At 41.6% G+C, this 20,386-nt stretch carries 14 protein-coding genes and 1 riboswitch; of the genes, 13 read left to right on the top strand and 1 reads right to left on the bottom strand.

What is annotated here, in order from left to right; genetic code table 11:
• Nucleotides 1-21 precede the first annotated feature (21 nt).
• The 5 genes from ACTNB8_RS07940 (at nucleotide 22) to ACTNB8_RS07920 (ending at nucleotide 9,828) form a co-directional block, all read left to right on the top strand.
• Nucleotides 22-1,194: a toxic anion resistance protein gene (locus tag ACTNB8_RS07940; protein ID WP_441053753.1), complete on the top strand. Its 1,173-nt coding sequence runs from the start codon at nucleotides 22-24 to the stop codon at nucleotides 1,192-1,194.
• Nucleotides 1,195-1,294: 100 nt separating this feature from the next.
• The gene (gene ispG, locus ACTNB8_RS07935) at nucleotides 1,295-2,350 is read left to right on the top strand and encodes a flavodoxin-dependent (E)-4-hydroxy-3-methylbut-2-enyl-diphosphate synthase (protein WP_441053751.1); all 1,056 of its coding nucleotides are present in this window, start codon (nucleotides 1,295-1,297) and stop codon (nucleotides 2,348-2,350) included.
• 14 nt (nucleotides 2,351-2,364) lie between these two features.
• Nucleotides 2,365-6,843 (top strand): PolC-type DNA polymerase III, encoded by a 4,479-nt coding sequence (locus ACTNB8_RS07930; protein WP_441053749.1) that lies wholly within the window; start codon nucleotides 2,365-2,367, stop codon nucleotides 6,841-6,843.
• A gap of 74 nt (nucleotides 6,844-6,917) precedes the next feature.
• The gene (locus tag ACTNB8_RS07925) at nucleotides 6,918-8,873 is read left to right on the top strand and encodes a fructose-1,6-bisphosphatase (protein WP_441053747.1); all 1,956 of its coding nucleotides are present in this window, start codon (nucleotides 6,918-6,920) and stop codon (nucleotides 8,871-8,873) included.
• Nucleotides 8,874-8,892: 19 nt separating this feature from the next.
• Nucleotides 8,893-9,828: a YARHG domain-containing protein gene (locus ACTNB8_RS07920; protein WP_441053745.1), complete on the top strand. Its 936-nt coding sequence runs from the start codon at nucleotides 8,893-8,895 to the stop codon at nucleotides 9,826-9,828.
• A 55-nt stretch (nucleotides 9,829-9,883) separates the two neighbouring features.
• On the opposite strand, the gene ACTNB8_RS07915 is transcribed toward ACTNB8_RS07920, so the two are convergent.
• Entirely contained in the window at nucleotides 9,884-10,099 is a 216-nt protein-coding gene (locus tag ACTNB8_RS07915; protein ID WP_296157848.1) for a helix-turn-helix domain-containing protein, read from the bottom strand.
• 197 nt (nucleotides 10,100-10,296) lie between these two features.
• Between ACTNB8_RS07915 and ACTNB8_RS07910 the strand changes: the two genes are divergently transcribed.
• From ACTNB8_RS07910 to guaB, 8 genes are all read left to right on the top strand, one after another.
• A complete protein-coding gene (locus ACTNB8_RS07910; protein WP_441053742.1) occupies nucleotides 10,297-11,817 on the top strand; it encodes a YifB family Mg chelatase-like AAA ATPase in 1,521 nt (506 codons plus the stop codon).
• 35 nt (nucleotides 11,818-11,852) lie between these two features.
• Complete coding sequence (dprA, locus tag ACTNB8_RS07905; RefSeq protein ID WP_441053741.1) at nucleotides 11,853-12,740, top strand: DNA-processing protein DprA; 888 nt, start codon at nucleotides 11,853-11,855, stop codon at nucleotides 12,738-12,740.
• A 43-nt stretch (nucleotides 12,741-12,783) separates the two neighbouring features.
• A complete protein-coding gene (topA, locus tag ACTNB8_RS07900; RefSeq protein ID WP_441053739.1) occupies nucleotides 12,784-14,853 on the top strand; it encodes a type I DNA topoisomerase in 2,070 nt (689 codons plus the stop codon).
• A gap of 142 nt (nucleotides 14,854-14,995) precedes the next feature.
• Nucleotides 14,996-15,781: a GTP-sensing pleiotropic transcriptional regulator CodY gene (codY, locus tag ACTNB8_RS07895; RefSeq protein WP_441053737.1), complete on the top strand. Its 786-nt coding sequence runs from the start codon at nucleotides 14,996-14,998 to the stop codon at nucleotides 15,779-15,781.
• 326 nt (nucleotides 15,782-16,107) lie between these two features.
• On the top strand, nucleotides 16,108-16,392 hold the full coding sequence (gene groES, locus ACTNB8_RS07890) for a co-chaperone GroES (protein WP_296157856.1): 285 nt from the start codon (nucleotides 16,108-16,110) through the stop codon (nucleotides 16,390-16,392).
• A 16-nt stretch (nucleotides 16,393-16,408) separates the two neighbouring features.
• Complete coding sequence (gene groL, locus ACTNB8_RS07885) at nucleotides 16,409-18,031, top strand: chaperonin GroEL (protein ID WP_296157857.1); 1,623 nt, start codon at nucleotides 16,409-16,411, stop codon at nucleotides 18,029-18,031.
• A gap of 105 nt (nucleotides 18,032-18,136) precedes the next feature.
• Nucleotides 18,137-18,640 (top strand): DUF6106 family protein, encoded by a 504-nt coding sequence (locus tag ACTNB8_RS07880; RefSeq protein ID WP_441053734.1) that lies wholly within the window; start codon nucleotides 18,137-18,139, stop codon nucleotides 18,638-18,640.
• A 68-nt stretch (nucleotides 18,641-18,708) separates the two neighbouring features.
• On the top strand, nucleotides 18,709-20,166 hold the full coding sequence (gene guaB, locus ACTNB8_RS07875; protein WP_441053733.1) for an IMP dehydrogenase: 1,458 nt from the start codon (nucleotides 18,709-18,711) through the stop codon (nucleotides 20,164-20,166).
• Nucleotides 20,167-20,208: 42 nt separating this feature from the next.
• Nucleotides 20,209-20,290: riboswitch (ZMP/ZTP riboswitch) on the top strand.
• Nucleotides 20,291-20,386: the final 96 nt, after the last annotated feature.

Here is a 20,386-nt window from a genome sequence, read left to right as displayed (position 1 = left end):
GATAAGGAGACTTGAGAGAATATGGGAGAAGAACTTAAGCAGGGTGAAATAGTTATGCCTACACTGACACTGGAGCCGGATTTTACAGAAACACAGCCGGAAAAGCCGGAGACACCGGCAGTATTAATGAAAGCAGAGCCGGAAATGGATCCTGTTCAACAGGAAATGGCACAGACTGTGCTTACGCCGGAAGAACAGAAAATGGTGGAGGATTTTGCAGGGAAGATTAATATCGAGAATCTTACTCAGGTGATGCAGTATGGAGCAGGTACCCAGAAAAAAATGGCGGATTTTTCAGATGAGGCGCTCAATAATGTAAGAGCACAGGATCTGGGGGAAGTAGGTGAACTTCTTGCAGGTGTAGTTGGTGAACTGAAGGGATTTGATGCAACAGAAGAAAAAGGTTTTTTCGGCTTTTTCAAAAAACAGGCAAACAAAGTTGAAAATCTCAAAAATAAATACGATAAAGCAGAAACTAATGTCGAAAAGATTTCAGATGCACTTCAGAAGCATCAGGTTCGTCTCCTGAAAGATTCGGCAATGATGGATAAAATGTACGAACAGAATCTCCTTTATTTCAAGGAACTTTCCATGTATATTCTTGCAGGTAAGAAGAAACTTGCACAAGTAAGGACAACAGAACTCAGAGAACTGGAAGAAAAGGCACGGCTCAGCGGACTTCCGGAAGATGCACAGGCAGCAAAAGATCTGGACAGTAAATGCAGCAGATTTGAAAAAAAGATTCATGATCTTGAACTGACAAGAACGATTTCCCTGCAGACAGCACCTCAGATACGGCTTGTTCAGAATAATGATACCATGATGGCGGAGAAGATACAGACAACACTGGTAAATACCATACCGCTCTGGAAGAGCCAGATGGTACTTGCACTGGGAATCGCTCATTCTACTGAGGCTGCACAGGCGCAGCGTCAGGTTTCAGATGTTACGAATGAACTTTTGCGTAAAAACGCAGAAACTCTTCATATGGCATCTGTGGAGACAGCAAAGGAATCTGAGAGAGGTATTGTAGATATTGAAACACTTCAGAAAACCAATGCTGATCTTATACAGACACTGGATGATGTTTTGAAGATCCAGAAAGAAGGCAGAGAAAAACGTCTGGCAGCGGAATCTGAGATGAGACGTATGGAAAATGATCTCAAGGCAAAACTGCTGGAAATTCAGCACTAAAATATAAGGGGCTGTTCCGAAGGTAACAGCTCCGATTTTTGTCATTGTGAGCGGAATGTAAAGAAATATCTTTGGAGAAAAGATTACAGGAGGATTATAAATGTATCGTGATCATACAAAAGTAGTGCAGATTGGAAACAAAAAGATCGGCGGAGGAAATCCGATCCTGATCCAGTCTATGACAAATACAAAAACAGAAGACGTGGAGGCAACTGTGCAGCAGATTCTGGAACTGGAAGCAGCCGGCTGTGATATTATCCGCTGTGCTGTTCCGACAATGGAAGCAGCAGAGGCGATTTCAGAAATCAAAAAGAAAATTCATATTCCACTTGTTGCAGACATTCATTTTGATTATCGTCTTGCAATTGCAGCAATTGAACATGGAGCTGATAAAATTCGTATCAATCCGGGGAATATAGGCAGCAGGGACAGGATCCAGGCTGTTGTAGACGCTGCAAAAGAACGTAATATTCCGATACGTGTAGGAGTGAACAGTGGTTCGCTTGAAAAGGAACTTGTTGAAAAATATCATGGAGTTACAGCAGAAGGCCTTGTGGAAAGTGCGATGGACAAGGTTCATATCATTGAAGAGATGGGATATGACAATCTGGTAATCAGCATTAAATCATCAGATGTCATGATGTGTGCAAAAGCACATGAACTGATCGCACAGAAGACAGACCATCCGCTTCACGTAGGAATTACAGAAGCAGGGACTTTGTATTCGGGTAATATTAAATCAGCAGTAGGTCTTGGGATCATTCTCTATCAGGGAATCGGAGATACGATCCGTGTTTCTCTGACAGGAGCTCCACTGGAAGAAATTAAATCTGCAAAAAGAATTCTCAAGACACTGGGACTCCGCAAAGGCGGTGTGGAAGTTGTGTCATGTCCGACATGTGGCCGTACCAGAATCGACCTGATCGGACTTGCGAACAAAGTTGAGGCAATGGTGCAGGATATCCCTCTTGATATTAAAGTTGCTGTTATGGGCTGTGTGGTCAACGGTCCTGGTGAGGCAAAAGAAGCAGACATAGGAATTGCCGGCGGTGTAGGTGTGGGCCTGCTGATAAAAAAAGGTGAAATAGTAAAGAAAGTGCCAGAGGATCAGCTTCTGGATACACTGAGAGAAGAACTGCTCCACTGGGAGGCATAAGAGAGGCGAACAGGATGGAAAAGGATTTCTTTGATGTATTTCCCAACCTGAAAGTAAAAGAACAGCTGAAAGAATGGCTGGAAATGGTTACTGTAACAAAAGTATCCTGTAATCCGGACAAAACCAGGTTGTGGATATATATAAAAAGTGATCGGTGGATACACAAAAAATTTATTTTTGCGCTGGAAGAACAGATTGAAAGACAGTGCTTTCAGGGAATAGATATTCAGGTAAAAGTCATTGAGAGATTTTATCTGTCCAGACAGTATACTCCGAATAATTTCCTGGAGGTATATCACTCAAGTATGGAGCTGGAACTGAAAAATTATAATATGCTTGAGTATAATCTGTTTAAACGTGCAGAAATTTATTTTCCTGAGGAAGACAAAATGGAACTGAAGCTTCCGGATTCTGTCATATCCCGGGAAAAAAGTGAGATCCTGGTAGAATATCTTCAGAAAGTATTCTGCGAAAGATGCGGTATGAATCTGAAGATAGACCTTGAATTTGTAGAGGCAGAAGAAAGTAAATACAGAAAGAACGCAGCACTGCAGATCAGACAGGAAGTGGCAAATGTACTCCGTCATGCTAAACTGACACCGGAAGAAGACACACAGAAGAAAGAAGAAGAGGCAACAACCCGGAACAAAAAAGAAGATAAAAAGTCTTCTGATAGTAAACAGAAGCAGGGACAGAAGAAAGCTTTTGAGAAAAAAGGATTTCAGGGAGACTACAAGGGTGGCTTCCGTAAGGACAGCAATCCGGATGTTATATATGGAAGGGATTTTGAAGGTGAAACCATAGATCTTTCGTCAATCACGGGAGAAATGGGAGAAGTTATTATCCGCGGACAGGTTATGGATGTGGAAGCAAGAGAAATACGCAATGAAAAAACAATCCTTATTTTTCCAATCACGGATTTTACAGATTCCATCGTGATCAAAATGTTTCTCAGAAATGAGCAGGTTCCGGAGATTACTGCAGAATTGAAAAAGGGAGCATTTCTTAAGTTTAAGGGAGTTACTACTATTGACCGTTTTGACAGTGAACTTACGGTTGGTTCCATTTCCGGAATCAAAAAAATTGCTGATTTCAGAAGTTCCAGAATGGACACCAGCCCGCAGAAGAGAGTAGAACTCCACTGTCATACCAAGATGAGTGATATGGATGGTGTTACGGAAGCAAAAGCACTTGTCAGACGTGCCTATGAATGGGGCCACAAGGCAATCGCTATTACAGACCACGGCGTGGTACAGGCATTCCCTGAGGCAAATCACTGTTTTGATGCATGGGGCGGCTGTGTACCAAAAGATTCGGATTTCAAAGTCCTGTATGGAATGGAAGCCTATCTGGTAGATGATATGAAAGGGATTGTCACAAACAGCAAAGGACAGTCTATGAAGGGAAAATTTGTTGTATTTGATATTGAAACAACAGGATTCTCGCCACTGACCTGTCAGATTATTGAAATTGGTGCTGTACGTGTCGAAAACGGACAGATCACAGATCGTTTTTCCACATTTGTCAATCCGAAAGTACCGATTCCGTTCCGAATTGAACAGCTTACCAGTATCAATGATGCCATGGTTATGGATGCACCTGATATAGAAACAATTCTACCACAGTTTCTCGCATTTTGCGAAGGTGCTGTCATGGTTGCACACAATGCTGATTTTGATATGAGTTTTATCATAGAAAACTGCAAAAGACAGGGACTGCCACAGGAATATACTTATGTGGATACTGTCGGGATGGCACGATTCCTTCTTCCGGCACTGAACAGATTTAAACTGGATACAGTAGCAAAAGCAGTCGGAGTATCGCTGGATCATCATCACAGGGCTGTAGATGACGCTGCATGTACGGCAGAAATTTTTGTAAGATTCGTTGAAATGCTGAAAGAACGGGATATTTTTGATGTGGATACGCTGAATGCACAGGGAAATGTTTCCGTAGACACGATCAAGAAACTTCCTACATATCATGCAATTATTCTTGCCAGAAATGAAACAGGAAGAATCAATCTTTATAAACTTGTAAGCCAGTCTCATCTGAAATATTACAGGAGAAGACCGAGAGTTCCGAAGAGTCTGTTTCTGAAACTGAGAGATGGACTTCTGATTGGAAGTGCATGTGAGGCGGGCGAGCTTTATCAGGCACTGCTGCGCAATGCACCGGAACAGGAAATTGCCAGACTTGTTGATTTTTATGATTATCTGGAGATTCAGCCACTTGGAAATAATGCGTTTATGATTGCAGATGAAAAAAATGACCGTGTAAATTCCAATGAAGACCTGATTGAACTGAACAAAAAAATCGTCAAACTTGGAGATCAGTTCAAGAAACCGGTTGTGGCAACCTGCGATGTGCATTTTATGGATCCTGAAGATGAAATATACAGAAGGATCATCATGGCAGGAAACGGATTTTCAGATGCTGATAATCAGGCACCCCTGTACCTTCGGACAACAGAAGAAATGCTGGAGGAATTTTCCTATCTTGGAAGTGAAAAAGCAGAAGAGGTGGTTATAACTAATACTAATAAGATTGCAGACATGATAGAGAAGATCTCACCGATCCATCCGGATAAATATCCACCTGTTATCGAGAATTCAGATCAGGATCTGAAGGATATCTGCTTTAACAAAGCACATGAAATGTATGGAGAAACTCTTCCCAAAATTGTTGAGGACAGACTGAACAGAGAACTGAATTCCATTATTTCCAACGGATATGCGGTTATGTATATTATTGCGCAGAAACTGGTATGGAAATCAAATGAAGACGGTTATCTGGTAGGTTCCCGTGGATCTGTAGGTTCTTCCCTTGCGGCAACAATGTCAGGTATCACGGAGGTAAATCCTCTTCCCCCACATTATCTCTGTCCGGAATGCAAGTACAGTGATTTTGATTCTCCTGAAGTCAAAAAATTCGGAGGAATGGCCGGATGTGACATGCCAGATAAAGTCTGCCCGAAATGTGGGGCAAAGATGCTGAAAGAAGGCTTTGATATTCCATTTGAGACATTCCTTGGATTCAAGGGAGACAAGGAACCTGATATCGACCTGAACTTTTCCGGTGAGTATCAGGCGAATGCACACCGTTATACAGAAGTTATTTTCGGAAAAGGTCAGACTTTTAAGGCAGGAACCATAGGTACACTTGCAGAAAAAACAGCATTCGGTTATGTGAAGAATTATTATGAAGAGCGTGGCCAGCACAAAAGATACTGTGAGATCAACCGTATTGTACAAGGCTGTACAGGTATCCGCCGTACTACAGGCCAGCATCCGGGTGGTATCATTGTTCTGCCTGTAGGAGAGGAAATCGAAAAATTCACACCGGTACAGCATCCTGCAAATGATGAAAACAGTGACATTATTACAACACATTTTGATTATCATTCTATTGACGGAAACCTCCTGAAACTTGATATTCTCGGACACGATGATCCGACAATGATCCGTATGCTTGAAGATCTTACGGGCTTAAGTGCCCGTGATGTCCCTCTGGACAGCAAAGAAGTCATGTCACTTTTTGCAGGTACGGATGCATTGGGAATAAAACCGGAGGATATTGAAGGCTGTAAGCTGGGATGTCTGGGAATTCCTGAATTTGGTACAGATTTTGCCATGCAGATGCTTATTGATACTAAGCCGAAATATTTTTCTGACCTGGTACGAATTGCGGGTCTGTCTCATGGTACTGACGTATGGCTTGGAAATGCACAGACTCTGATTGAGGAAGGCAAGGCTACAATTTCAACGGCAATCTGTACACGAGATGATATTATGATCTATCTGATTAGTATGGGAGTGGAGAGCAGTCTTGCATTTACCATCATGGAAGCTGTGCGAAAGGGTAAAGGACTTCGCGATGAGTGGGAAGCTACCATGAGAGAACATAATGTGCCGGAATGGTATATCTGGTCCTGTAAAAAGATCAAATATATGTTCCCGAAAGCGCATGCTGCGGCTTATGTTATGATGGCGTGGCGTATTGCCTGGTTTAAGGTATTCAGGCCACTGGCTTATTATGCGGCATTTTTCAGTATCCGAGCTACTGCTTTTTCTTATGAGACTATGTGTATGGGGCGAGACAGACTGGATTTTTATCTGTCAGAAATTCGTAAAAAGGGTGATGAGGCATCAAAGAAAGAACAGGATTCTATCCGTGATATGCGAATTGTACAGGAAATGTATGCCAGAGGACTGGAATTTATGCCAATCGACCTTTACCGCGCAAAAGCCAATCGTTTTCAGATTATTGACGGCAAACTGATGCCGTCACTGAACAGTATTGACGGCATGGGTGACAAGGCGGCAGAGGCAGTTGTGGACGCTGCCAAGAACGGTAAGTTCCTTTCAAAGGATGATTTCCGTGACAGAACAAAAGTCAGCAAAACAGTTATTGACCTGATGGATGATCTGGGGATTTTCGGAGATATTCCGCAGTCAAACCAGTTTTCTCTTTTTGATAATGTGCTTGTATAGGAAAAAGAAAATTGATTTTACCATATAAAAAATAAATATGTTACAATTTTATTAAATGAGCGAGGAGAAGGAAAATGAAAAAAGAGGAATTGAGATATCTGCAGAGACTTGCGGAGCTGTATCCGACAATAGGTAAAGCTTCTACAGAGATTATAAATCTTCAGTCTATCCTGAATCTGCCTAAGGGAACAGAACATTTTATGTCTGATATTCATGGTGAATACGAAGCTTTTTCTCATGTAATGCGAAACGGTTCAGGGGCGGTTCGGAAGAAAATTGATGATGTGTTTGGACATACCTTAAGCAACAGTGACAAGAGGGCTCTTGCAACCCTGATATATTACCCGAAAGAAAAAATCCGTCTGGTAAAAAAGACGGAAGAGGATATGGAAAACTGGTACAAGATCACTCTGTACCGTCTTATTGAGGTCTGCAAGACTACAGCATCCAAGTATACCAGATCAAAAGTCCGTAAAGCGCTGCCGGCAGATTATGCATATGTGATTGAAGAGCTGATTACGGAAAAGGCAGAGGTACTTGACAAAGAAGCTTACTATGATGCGATTGTCAATACGATCATTCAGATCAAAAGGGCAGAAAACTTTATTATTGCTCTTGCAGAGCTGATCCAGCGTCTGGTTGTGGATCATCTGCATATTCTGGGAGATATTTTTGACCGTGGACCGGGGCCGCACTTTATCATGGACAGGCTGATGGAGTATCATTCTCTTGATATTCAGTGGGGAAATCACGATGCAGTCTGGATGGGAGCAGCAGTCGGACAGAAAGCCTGCATTGCGACCGTTCTGAGAAACAGTATCCGTTATGGTAATCTGGATATTCTGGAAGATGGATATGGGATCAATATGCTGCCGCTGGCTACATTTGCCATGGAAGTGTATAAAGATGATGCGTGTGATGCTTTTGAAATAAAAGGAAATTCCAATTATAACGCAATGGAAAAAGAACTGAGTCAGAAGATGCACAAGGCCATTTCCATCATACAGTTCAAACTGGAAGGACAGCTGATTCGCAGACACAAAGAATTTCATATGGAAAACAGATGTCTTTTTCATAGGATCAATCCGGAAAAAGGAACCATCACACTTCCTGACGGTAAAGAATATCCTATGATCGACTGTAATTTCCCAACAGTTGACTGGAAGCATCCATACGATCTTACACCAGGTGAAAAAGATGTGCTAGAACGTCTTGAAGTCGCTTTCCGTAACTGCGAGAAGCTTCAGAAACATATGAGACTTCTTCTGGACAAAGGCGGTCTTTATAAGATTTATAATGGAAATCTTCTGTTCCATGGCTGTATTCCGCTTAATGAAGACGGTACACTGAAAGAAATCCAGATTTATGGTAAAACTTATAAAGGAAAAGAACTTTATGATGTACTTGAGACATATGTGCGGAGAGCTTTTTTTGCAGTGGACAGTGAAGAGCAGCGCAGAGGAAGAGATATACTCTGGTTTATCTGGGCAAGTCCGAGTTCTCCGTTGTTCGGCAAAGATAAGATGACAACTTTTGAGAGATATTTTATTAAGGATCCTGCAACACACAAAGAAATAAAAGGTGCATATTATCATCTCCTTGAGAATGAGGAAGTTGTAAACAGAATGCTTGAAGAATTTGGACTGAATCCTGAAGAGGGACATATAATTAATGGTCATGTGCCGGTACATCAGGGTGAAGGAGAAAGCCCGGTGAAATGTGGCGGCAAAGTTATTGTTATTGATGGCGGATTCTGTAAAGCTTACCAGAAAGTTACGGGAATTGCGGGTTATACCCTGATTTATAATTCCTATGGACTGATCCTGTCTGCGCATGAACCTTTTACTTCGGCAGAAAAAGCTGTGGAAGAAGAAAAAGATATCGTTTCCAACAGAGTGGCAGTTCATTATGCTTCCAAGCGGAGGCTTGTGGGAGATACAGACAACGGAAAACAACTTAAAGAACGTATTGCAGAACTCATGCAGCTTCTTGATGCTTACCGCAAGGGTATTATAAAAGAAAAGAAATAAACTGAAGAGGTACTATCGAATGAGAAGAAGAAAAAAAGAAAGACTGAAATTATTATTGACAGTGTTGATCGCATTGTTTCTGATGTTTGGAGCTGCAGCATTTCTGCTTGCCAGTTTCCGCAAAAGTGAAAAAGAATATCAGGATAAACAGGCAGCTTTGTCAGCTTTGGATAATGTTCCTACGGTAGTGCCTACAGTGGGTGTTTCAGTAACACCATCTCCAAGTCCGACACCTCGTCCGACAGCAACGCCAACGCCAATTCCTACAGTCGTGGCAGCGTTTAATCCGGACGATTTCTGGGATTACTGGTACAGCACGGATGGACTGGTGACAATCAATGTATATAATATCAGTCTGGATACGGTTTCTTTCAGTTATTATCAGACAGACCGTAATCAGACAGATGCAATATCGGCAGATGTGACTGCAAAAGTTGCCGGAAATGCGGCGAAACTCTCATTTTCTGATTCCGCAGGAAACAATGCTTCCGGAAATCTTATTTTTGACGGTGGCCAGCTTTATCTGAATATAACAACAGCAGAGCCGGTGTATGGCATTTATCCAAATGTAAAATGTATCATGAGCAGGAATCAGGTACAGCTTGTTCCGGACCCTACAGCAACACCGACACCTGTAGCGGAAACACAGACAAATACAGAAACAGGTGAATATTTCTTCCCGGAAAGCAGCAGCAGATATCTGACAGATGAGGAAGTTGCGGCCTATTCTTCAGGGCAGCTTGAACTTGCAAAGAATGAGATATATGCCCGCCATGGAAGGCAGTTTGTTACGGAATATATAGCTGATTATTTCAACAGTAAATCCTGGTACCAGGGAACCATCGATCCTGATACGTTTGATGCAGAACAAAATTCAATATTTAATGAATATGAGATTGCCAATATTGCCAAAATCTCCCAGTGGGAAGAACAGAAGGCAAATGAAGGAAACTGATAAAAAAACCAGATGTTTTTGCGGACATCTGGTTTTTACATTAATAACAGTCTCATTATTTAATTGGAGCTTTATTATCTGTTCTGCCTACAAGATAATCAATAGTAGTGTTGTAGTAGTCAGCCAGGCGGATCAGCATCTCGATCGGGATTCCGCGGGAACCTGTTTCGTAATGAGAATAAGAGCGCTGACTGATGTGAAGTACTTCGCTTATCTGTTTTTGGGACAGATCAGAATCTGTACGAAGATCCTGAATACGTTGAAATTTCATAAGAATACCTCCTTTGTTATAAAAAGTATAAAACAGACCGAAATGTACTCTTGCGTTTTGGAACAAAAAGGACTATAATTAATCATGAGCGTCAATTTCTGATGCACTGTAATCTATACATCTTATCTATATCATATCTTATTTTTTCCACATATAACAGAAAAACAGAGCGGGGCTGTTTTTGAGAAAGGCGAAAAATGTTTGCAAGTGTATTATCAGCGGCAATTATGGGAATGGATGTACATCCGATTCAGGTAGAAGCTGACATCAGCGACGGATTACCTACATTTACAATGGTGGGCTTTCCATCTGCACAGGTCAAGGAAGCACAGGACAGAGTGAGAACTGCACTCAGAAATAACGGGATAGCTCTGCCGCCCAAGCGTATTACTGTAAATTTTGCTCCTGCCGATATCAGGAAGCAGGGGGCAGGCTTTGACCTTCCTCTCGCAGCGGCAGTTCTTGCGGCAGCAGAAATATTGAATGCGCAGCAGCTGGAGGGTGTGATGATGGCCGGAGAACTAAGTCTCAATGGAGAAATTCATGCGATATCAGGGATCCTGCCCATGGTTATCAGGGCGAGAGAAGAAAAATGCCGGTTCTGTATGGTGCCTTATGGAAATCTGAGGGAAGCAAGGCTTGTTACAGATATGAAAGTCATAGGGGTAAAAAACTTAATTGAAATGATGGAATATATCCGGAGACCGGAGACATATCAGTGGAGTGAGGGGGAGGAGGTATCAGAACCCGGGAAAGAAAATCTGGATTTCAGCGATATAAAAGGGCAGGAGAGTCTTAAAAGAGCTGTGGAAATCGCTGTGAGCGGATTTCATAATCTCCTGATGATCGGACCTCCGGGAGCAGGAAAGACGATGGTTGCCAGGAGAATACCGGGAATTATGCCGCCGCTGACTTTTGAAGAAGGCCTGGAACTGACAAAGATATACAGTATAGCAGGCCTGATATCTCCAACAGATCCGCTTATCCGAAACCGGCCTTTCAGAAGCCCCCATCATACATGTTCGGCACAGGCTCTTGCAGGAGGTGGCAAAAATCCCAGACCGGGTGAGATCACACTGGCACACAGAGGTGTGCTGTTTCTGGATGAGATGCCGGAATTTTCCAGACGCAGCCTTGAGATTCTGAGACAGCCATTAGAGGACAAAGTTATTCATATTTCGAGAGTAAGTGGAACATATGATTTTCCGGCAGATTTTATACTTTGTGCAGCAATGAACCCCTGCCCATGTGGACAGTATCCGAATATGAATCTGTGCAGGTGTACTCCTTTGCAGGTTTCGCAGTATCTGGGCAGGATAAGCCAGCCCCTTCTGGATCGCCTGGATCTGTGCGCAGAAGTATCGCCTGTAAGTTATGAGGGACTGAGCAGTGTTTCAAGAGGGGAAAATACAGAGACAATACGTGCGAGAGTGGAGAGGGTGCAGCAGATACAGAAAGAACGGTACAAAGAAGAAAAAATACAGTTTAACGGAGAAATGAGAGGAAAACAGATCGAAAAATTCTGCCACCTTAATCAGGAAGCAGAAAATCTCCTGAAGATAGCATTTGAACATATGCCTTTCAGTGCACGGGCTTATCACCGGCTGCTGAAAGTAGGAAGAACAATTGCAGATATGGAAGGATCTGAAATAATAAAAAAGGATCATATAGGAGAGGCACTGTCGTATCGGGCGTTTGATAAAAAATACTGGAAATAGTAAAAAGCAAACCTGATTCAAATGAGGTATTTTATATGGAAGAAAAAATGATGGAAATGATTCGGAAAGTACCAAAAGAGCATAAAGACTACCCCCAAAAACTGAAAGCATATCCAGATATGCCGGAAGCTCTTTATATAAAAGGGCAGCTTCCAAAGGAGGAAAAATCTTCTGTGGCGATTGTGGGAGCAAGAGCATGCAGTACATATGGAAGAATACAGGCATTTCAATTTGCAAAAACCCTGAGCAGTGCGGGTGTACAGATTATCAGTGGAATGGCTTATGGCATAGATGCAGAAGCACATAAAGGTGCACTGGAAGGAAAAACACCGACATATGCGATTCTGGCAAATGGAGTAGATATCTGTTATCCTGCCGGAAACAGAAATCTTTATCAGAGGATACAGAACGATAGTGGAGGTATTATAAGTGAATATCCGGCAGGAACAAGGGCAAGAAATTATTTTTTTCCTGCAAGAAACAGAATTATCAGCGGGCTGGCAGATCTGGTGCTGATTGTTGAAGCCCGTGAAAACAGTGGCTCTCTTATTACTGCACAATGGGCACTGGAACAGGGAAAAACTGTCTTTGCAGTTCCTGGACCTGTAAACGAAGAGTTGAGCAGAGGCTGTAACAAGCTTATTTATGACGGGGCGGGAATTGCATATACTCCAGAGATACTATTGGAGGAATTGGGAATTAATTATGAAAATAACGTAAAATCAGATGAAAAAAAACACTTAGGACTTGCAAGGGATTTAAAATTGGTGTATAGTTGTCTCGATTTACGACCAAAATCAGTTGATTATCTGATCCGGAAAACAGGCATTTCAGCGCAGAAAATGGGAAACCTGTTACTGGAATTAACATTGTCGGGACTGGCGCGGGAGGTCGGCCGGCATAATTATATAAAGAGTAGCTGATAACAGAATTCCCGCCGATTTTATCAGAAATAGGAGAGTTAACATGGCGAAATATCTGGTGATAGTGGAATCACCTGCTAAAGTAAAAACCATCAAAAAGTTTCTTGGGAGCAATTATGATGTACAGGCGTCGAACGGACATGTAAGGGATTTTCCGAAGAGTCAGTTTGGAATTGATGTAGAAAATGATTTCGAGCCTAAATATATAACAATAAGAGGAAAGGGCGAACTGCTTGCAAATCTACGTAAAGCAGCAAAAAAAGCAGATAAAATTTATCTCGCAACTGACCCCGACCGTGAGGGAGAAGCTATTTCCTGGCACCTTATGCAGGCTCTGAAAGAAAATCCTGACAAAATGAGCAGGATCACTTTTAATGAGATCACCAAAACTGCGGTGAAGAACTCTATCAAACAGCCAAGACAGCTGAATATGAATCTTGTAGATGCACAGCAGGCAAGAAGAATGCTGGACCGTATGGTTGGTTATACGATCAGTCCGCTTTTGTGGGCGAAGGTTAAACGAGGGTTAAGCGCCGGCCGTGTACAGTCTGTTGCACTCAGGATCATCTGTGACAGAGAGGATGAAATTAATTCCTTTATTCCTGAAGAATACTGGAGTCTGGAAGGAGAATTTAAGGTAAAAGGTGAAAAGAAGCCTCTTCTTGCGAAATTTTACGGAACAGACAAAAAGATTCCAATCCATAACAAAAAAGAAATGGATGAACTTCTGACAAAACTTCAGGATGAAGAGTATGAGATCACTGAGGTGCGTAAAGGTGAGCGTATCAAAAATGCCCCCCTTCCTTTTACAACCAGTACACTGCAGCAGGAGGCAGCTAAGACACTGAATTTTTCTACACAGAAGACGATGCGTCTTGCGCAGCAGCTTTATGAAGGCGTGGATATTAAAGGAAACGGCACAGTCGGTGTAATCACTTATCTGCGTACAGATTCCACCCGTATTTCACATGAAGCAGATCAGGCTGCCAGAGAATATATCGGAGGACAGTACGGGGAAGTTTATGTTTCAGACAGTGATAAGACTGTTAAGAAGGATCAGAAGATTCAGGATGCACATGAGGCAATTCGTCCTACAGACATAAGCAGAACTCCTGTAATGATCAAGGAATCTCTTTCAAGAGATCAGTTCCGTCTGTATCAGCTTATCTGGAAACGTTTTGCAGCCAGCAGGATGGCTGCTGCAAAATACGAGACAACTTCTGTGAAAATCGGTGCAGGAGAATATAATTTTACAGTTGCAGCTTCTAAAATCGTATTTGACGGATTTATGTCTGTATATACACAGGAAGAGGACAACAAAAAAGGTAATGTTCTCAGTCAGAGTCTTGAAAAGGGAATAAAACTGGAACTTAAAGAACTGAAACCGGAACAGCACTTTACACAGCCACCGGCTCATTATACAGAAGCATCTCTGGTAAAAACTCTTGAGGAACAGGGAATCGGACGTCCGAGTACGTATGCGCCGACAATTACTACAATTATCAGCCGTCGTTATGTATCAAAGGAACAGAAGAATCTTTATGTAACGGAACTTGGAGAGGTCGTTAATAATATTATGAAACAGGCATTTCCAAGCATTGTGGATGTCCGCTTCACTGCAATGATGGAGGGACTCCTTGACTGTGTAGAAGAAGGCTCGGTACAGTGGAAGACAGTTGTACGGAATTTCTATCCTGATCTTAAGCGAGATGTAGATGCGGCTGAAAAAGAACTTGAAAAAGTAGATATACAGGATGAAGTTACTGATGAGATCTGCGATGTCTGTGGAAGAAATATGGTCATTAAATATGGCCCACATGGAAGATTCCTTGCATGTCCGGGCTTCCCGGAATGTCGTAATACAAAACCATATTACGAAAAAATAGGTGTTTCATGTCCGAAATGTGGAAAAGATGTTGTAATGAAAAAGACTCAGAAGGGAAGAAAATATTACGGCTGTGTGGATAACCCGGAATGTGATTTCATGTCCTGGCAAAAGCCATCCAACAAAAAATGTCCTGTCTGTGGAAGTTACATGGTTGAAAAGGGAAATAAACTTGCATGCAGTCAGACAACATGTGGTTATGTAGAACAAAAACCAAAAGAAGACTGAGTTGCTGTGAATAGTGATGAATTTTCAGAAAATGTCAATAAAATTGAAAATAATATAAAAATATCTTGTATTTTACCAGAAAAGCGTGTAATATTATCTCTATAAAGAACATTTAGATATGAAGATAGAGAAGGAGGCCGAGATGAGCGTACAACTGTTGGATAAAACAAGAAAAATAAACAAACTTTTACACAATAGCAGTTCCAGTAAAGTGGTTTTTAACGACATCTGCCAGGTTTTGATGGACACATTAAGTTCTAATATTCTGGTATTAAGCAAGAAGGGAAAAGTGCTGGGCATCAGTTTATGTCCGGGTGTAGATGAAATCACAGAACTGATCGAAGACAAAGTTGGCGGACATGTGGATTCTTTACTGAATGAACGCTTTCTGGGAGTCCTTTCCACAAAAGAAAATGTTAATCTTCAGACACTTGGATTTGAACATGTAGACAGCAGATGTCAGGGGATCATCAATCCAATTGACATTGCAGGGGAACGTCTCGGAACAGTATTTATGTACCGCAATGACAAACCTTATGATATTGAGGATATTATTGTCAGTGAATACGGAACAACCGTTGTCGGATTGGAAATGATGCGGGCTGTACATGAAGAAAATGCAGAAGAAGACCGTAAGCAGCAAGTTGTCAAGTCGGCATTTAATACTCTCTCATTCTCAGAACTTGAAGCAATCATCCATATTTTTGATGAGCTTGACGGGGAAGAGGGTATTCTTGTGGCAAGTAAGATTGCCGACAGAGTTGGAATCACCAGATCCGTAATTGTAAATGCACTGCGTAAATTTGAAAGTGCAGGTGTTATTGAATCGCGTTCTTCCGGTATGAAAGGAACCTATATTAAAGTTCTGAACGAAGTGATCTTTGATGAACTGGAAGAAATTAAAGCGCAGAGAAACAAAAAGGTCTGATAAATAAAAATACAAAAGCTCTTTCCTGTAAGGGAGGAGCTTTTTTGACGTAATAGCAAATTACTCCGTAATGTTCCTATTACATGTTGGGTCATAATCTGACGCATTCAGATTTGAACCTAAAAATAATCTGAAAAAACAGAAAATGAGAAAATGATAGAAAATGAAAGAAAAAGCAAGATAAGAAAAGGTATATATGAAATTAACACAAATTAAAAGAGTTGCAGAAAACAACCAAATTCAATAATATAAGGACAGTGATTAGCACTCATAGAAAATGAGTGCTAGTAATTCCTAAGACAGTGAATAAAGGAGGATAATAGATCATGAAATTAGTACCTTTAGGTGACAGAGTAGTATTAAAACAGTTAGAAGCAGAAGAAACAACAAAATCCGGTATTGTACTTCCTGGCCAGGCTCAGGAAAAACCTCAGCAGGCAGAAGTTATTGCTGTAGGTCCTGGTGGAGTTGTTGATGGCAAAGAAGTAAAAATGGAAGTCAAAGTCGGCGACAAGGTTATCTATTCTAAATATGCAGGAACAGAAGTTAAACTTGACGGTGAAGAATATATTATCGTAAAACAGAATGACATTTTAGCTGTAGTTGAATAACAGGAGGTAAATAATCATGGCAAAAGAAATTAAATTCGGCGCAGAAGCAAGAGCAGCACTGGAGAGCGGTGTTAACAAACTTGCAGATACAGTAAGAGTAACAATCGGACCAAAAGGAAGAAACGTAGTTCTTGACAAATCTTTTGGTGCTCCACTCATCACTAATGATGGTGTTACAATCGCAAAAGAAATCGAACTGGAAGACAGATTTGAAAATATGGGTGCTCAGCTGATCAGAGAAGTTGCATCCAAGACTAACGATGTAGCAGGTGATGGTACCACAACAGCTACAGTACTTGCACAGGCAATGGTTCATGAAGGAATGAAAAACCTTGCAGCAGGTGCTAACCCGATCATCCTTCGTAAAGGAATGAAAAAGGCTACAGATACAGCTGTAGAAGCAATCAAGGAAATGAGCCAGAAGATCAGTGGCAAAGCACAGATCGCAAATGTTGCAGCTATCTCCGCAAGTGACGAAGAAGTTGGACAGCTGGTTGCAGATGCTATGGAAAAAGTTTCCAATGACGGTGTTATCACAGTAGAAGAATCAAAAACAATGCATACAGAACTGGATCTGGTAGAAGGTATGCAGTTTGATCGTGGATATCTTTCTGCATATATGTCCACAGATATGGAAAAAATGGAAGCAACTCTGGAAGATCCATATATTTTGATCACAGACAAGAAGATCAGCAATATTCAGGAAATCCTTCCATTACTGGAGCAGGTTGTTCAGGCAGGTGCAAAACTTCTTATTATCGCAGAAGATGTTGAAGGAGAAGCACTTACAACTCTGATCGTAAACAAATTAAGAGGTACTTTCCAGGTTGTAGCTGTCAAAGCTCCTGGATATGGTGACAGAAGAAAAGAAATGCTTCAGGATATCGCAATCCTTACAGGTGGCCAGGTTATTTCCGAAGAAGTTGGTCTTGAACTTAAAGAAGCTACAATGGCTCAGCTTGGCCGTGCTAAATCTGTCAAAGTTACAAAAGAAAATACAGTTATCGTTGACGGTCTTGGTGACAAGAAAGCAATTTCTGATCGTGTTGGTCAGATCCGTGGACAGATCGAAGAAACAAAATCTGACTTCGACAGAGAAAAATTACAGGAAAGACTTGCAAAACTGGCTGGTGGCGTAGCTGTTATCCGTGTTGGTGCTGCAACTGAAACAGAAATGAAAGAAGCAAAACTTCGTCTGGAAGATGCTCTTGCAGCTACACGAGCAGCTGTAGAAGAAGGTATCATCGCAGGTGGCGGATCTGCTTATATCCATGCGTCCAAGAAGGTTGCTGAACTGGCAGCTACTCTGGAGGGTGATGAGAAGACAGGTGCAAATGTTATCCTGAAAGCTCTGGAAGCTCCTTTATTCCATATTTCTGCAAATGCAGGTCTGGAAGGTTCTGTAATTATCAACAAAGTAAGAGAATCTGAACCAGGAATCGGATTTGATGCTCTGAATGAAAAATATGTTGATATGGTTGGTGCAGGAATCCTTGATCCTGCAAAAGTAACAAGAAGTGCTCTTCAGAATGCAACAAGTGTAGCTTCTACATTACTTACAACTGAATCCGTAGTAGCAACAATCAAAGAAGATACCCCTGCAATGCCTGCTGGCGGACAGGGCATGGGAATGATGTAATCACGCTTTTGTGACAGAATCAGACTCCAAAAAGGTTGGCGTCTTATAGACGCTGACCTTTTTTATGATAAAATATATAAAATTAATCTCAAAGGAGGAAGATTTATGGGTGATCTGTACTCAGAATATCTGGTAAAAAAACAGCCGACGACAAAGGACGCAGTGATAAGATACGGCCTGATTGCACTGACAGTACTTTTTGCGGCAGCAGGTCTTTTTATGATCCCGCTTCTGCTTATAGTTGCGGTTGCACTTGCGGTAGCCTGCTATTTCATCATTCCGAAGACAGATATGGAATATGAATATCTTTTTGTAAATGGGGAACTTGATATTGATGCAGTTATGGCAAAGTCCAAACGAAAAAAAGTGAAATCACTGGATATCAGGGAGGCCGATCTGATCGCACCACTGAATTCTCATCGAATGGACTATTATAACGGAAATACAAAGCTGAAAACGCTGGATTATTCATCAGGAGATCCGTCTCACAGACGCTTTGCTGTTATAATAAAATCCGAAAATGAAAACTGCAGAATCATTATCGAACCGGACGAACATATGATACAGGCTATCAAAAATTCAGCACCTGGCAAAGTTTTTTTGGATTGACACTGTAACTTATTTTTGTTACACTAGGCTACAAATCTTATATTAAACAATACAAGGGAGGAAATGCAATGGGTACTATCATCGGTGAAGGTATTACATTTGATGACGTTCTGTTAGTTCCGGCGTATTCAAAAGTAATTCCGAATCAGGTAGATGTGACAACGTATTTAACAAAAAAAATCAAACTTAACATTCCTATGATGAGCGCAGGTATGGATACAGTTACCGAACATCGTATGGCAATCGCAATGGCGAGACAGGGTGGTATTGGTATTATCCATAAGAACATGTCTATTGAGGCGCAGGCAGAAGAGGTAGATAAAGTAAAACGTTCTGAGAACGGTGTTATTACAGATCCATTCTTTTTATCCGCAGACAATACTCTTGAAGATGCAAATAATCTGATGGCTAAATTCCGTATTTCCGGTGTGCCGATCACAGAAGGCCGGAAACTTGTCGGTATCATCACCAACCGTGATCTTAAATTCGAAACAGATTTCAGTAAAAAAATCAGAGAATGTATGACTTCCGAGGGTCTGATTACCGCAAAAGAGGGAATCACACTTGAAGAAGCAAAGAAAATTCTCGCAAAATCCCGTAAAGAAAAATTACCCATTGTAGATGATGATTTTAATTTAAAAGGTCTGATCACCATTAAGGATATTGAAAAACAGATCAAATATCCGCTGGCAGCAAAAGATGCTCAGGGAAGACTTCTCTGTGGTGCGGCTGTTGGAATTACTTCCAATGTTCTTGCACGTGTGGAAGCACTTGTGAATGCAAATGTCGATGTTATTGTTATTGATTCTGCACATGGTCATTCTGAGAACATTCTTAAGGCTGTCCGTCAGATCAAAGATGTGTATCCGGATCTTCAGGTTATTGCAGGTAACGTTGCTACAGGAGCTGCTACAAAGGCTCTTATTGATGCAGGTGTGGATGCTGTTAAAGTTGGTATCGGACCTGGATCTATCTGTACAACACGTGTGGTTGCAGGTATTGGTGTGCCGCAGATTACAGCAGTAATGGACTGTTATGAAGTTGCAAACCGCTTCGGAATCCCGATCATCGCAGATGGTGGAATTAAATATTCCGGAGATGTTACAAAAGCAATTGCAGCAGGAGCAAATGTTTGTATGATGGGAAGCATGTTCGCCGGATGTGATGAAAGCCCGGGAACATTTGAATTATATCAGGGACGTAAATACAAAGTTTACCGTGGAATGGGATCCATCGCAGCCATGGAAAACGGCAGCAAAGACCGTTACTTCCAGGAAAATGCGAAGAAACTTGTTCCTGAAGGTGTTGAAGGCCGTGTGGCTTATAAAGGTCATATTGAAGATACTATTTTCCAGCTTATAGGTGGTCTCCGTTCCGGTATGGGATATTGTGGAGCAGAGAACATCGAAACGCTGAAAACAACCGGAAGATTTATTAAGATTTCCGCTGCATCTCTTAAAGAGTCTCATCCGCATGATATCCATATCACAAAAGAGGCTCCGAACTACAGCGTAGACGATAAATAATTTTTCCCTTGAAAATTAAAATAAAGTATTGTAAAGTATAGATAACGACTGCATGACTGGCGGAAAGTAGGAATTACCTACAGGGAGTGCAGTAAGTGAAAAGCCGACCGCCTGGGCAGCCTGAATGACAGACTACCCAGGCGGTTTTTTGATGCCAAAGTATACAAGAGAAGCTGTCAGTGGCAGATTTTCTGTATGCCAAAGTATGCAAGAAAGGCTG

The organism is Blautia sp. HCP28S3_G10 (assembly GCF_052065235.1).
Taxonomy (GTDB): domain Bacteria; phylum Bacillota; class Clostridia; order Lachnospirales; family Lachnospiraceae; genus Blautia_A.
The sequence above is the reverse complement of the archived record's forward strand: the minus strand, read 5'-3'. Positions and strand labels throughout refer to the sequence as shown.

Bases quoted from the DNA above. Each gene is read 5' to 3' on its own strand.
- ACTNB8_RS07940 (WP_441053753.1), top strand. From the start codon at position 22: ATGGGAGAAGAACTTAAGCAGGGTGAAATAGTTATGCCTACACTGACA.
- ispG (WP_441053751.1), top strand. From the start codon at position 1,295: ATGTATCGTGATCATACAAAAGTAGTGCAGATTGGAAACAAAAAGATC.
- ACTNB8_RS07930 (WP_441053749.1), top strand. From the start codon at position 2,365: ATGGAAAAGGATTTCTTTGATGTATTTCCCAACCTGAAAGTAAAAGAA.
- ACTNB8_RS07925 (WP_441053747.1), top strand. From the start codon at position 6,918: ATGAAAAAAGAGGAATTGAGATATCTGCAGAGACTTGCGGAGCTGTAT.
- ACTNB8_RS07920 (WP_441053745.1), top strand. From the start codon at position 8,893: ATGAGAAGAAGAAAAAAAGAAAGACTGAAATTATTATTGACAGTGTTG.
- ACTNB8_RS07915 (WP_296157848.1), bottom strand. From the start codon at position 10,099: ATGAAATTTCAACGTATTCAGGATCTTCGTACAGATTCTGATCTGTCC.
- ACTNB8_RS07910 (WP_441053742.1), top strand. From the start codon at position 10,297: ATGTTTGCAAGTGTATTATCAGCGGCAATTATGGGAATGGATGTACAT.
- dprA (WP_441053741.1), top strand. From the start codon at position 11,853: ATGGAAGAAAAAATGATGGAAATGATTCGGAAAGTACCAAAAGAGCAT.
- topA (WP_441053739.1), top strand. From the start codon at position 12,784: ATGGCGAAATATCTGGTGATAGTGGAATCACCTGCTAAAGTAAAAACC.
- codY (WP_441053737.1), top strand. From the start codon at position 14,996: ATGAGCGTACAACTGTTGGATAAAACAAGAAAAATAAACAAACTTTTA.
- groES (WP_296157856.1), top strand. From the start codon at position 16,108: ATGAAATTAGTACCTTTAGGTGACAGAGTAGTATTAAAACAGTTAGAA.
- groL (WP_296157857.1), top strand. From the start codon at position 16,409: ATGGCAAAAGAAATTAAATTCGGCGCAGAAGCAAGAGCAGCACTGGAG.
- ACTNB8_RS07880 (WP_441053734.1), top strand. From the start codon at position 18,137: ATGGGTGATCTGTACTCAGAATATCTGGTAAAAAAACAGCCGACGACA.
- guaB (WP_441053733.1), top strand. From the start codon at position 18,709: ATGGGTACTATCATCGGTGAAGGTATTACATTTGATGACGTTCTGTTA.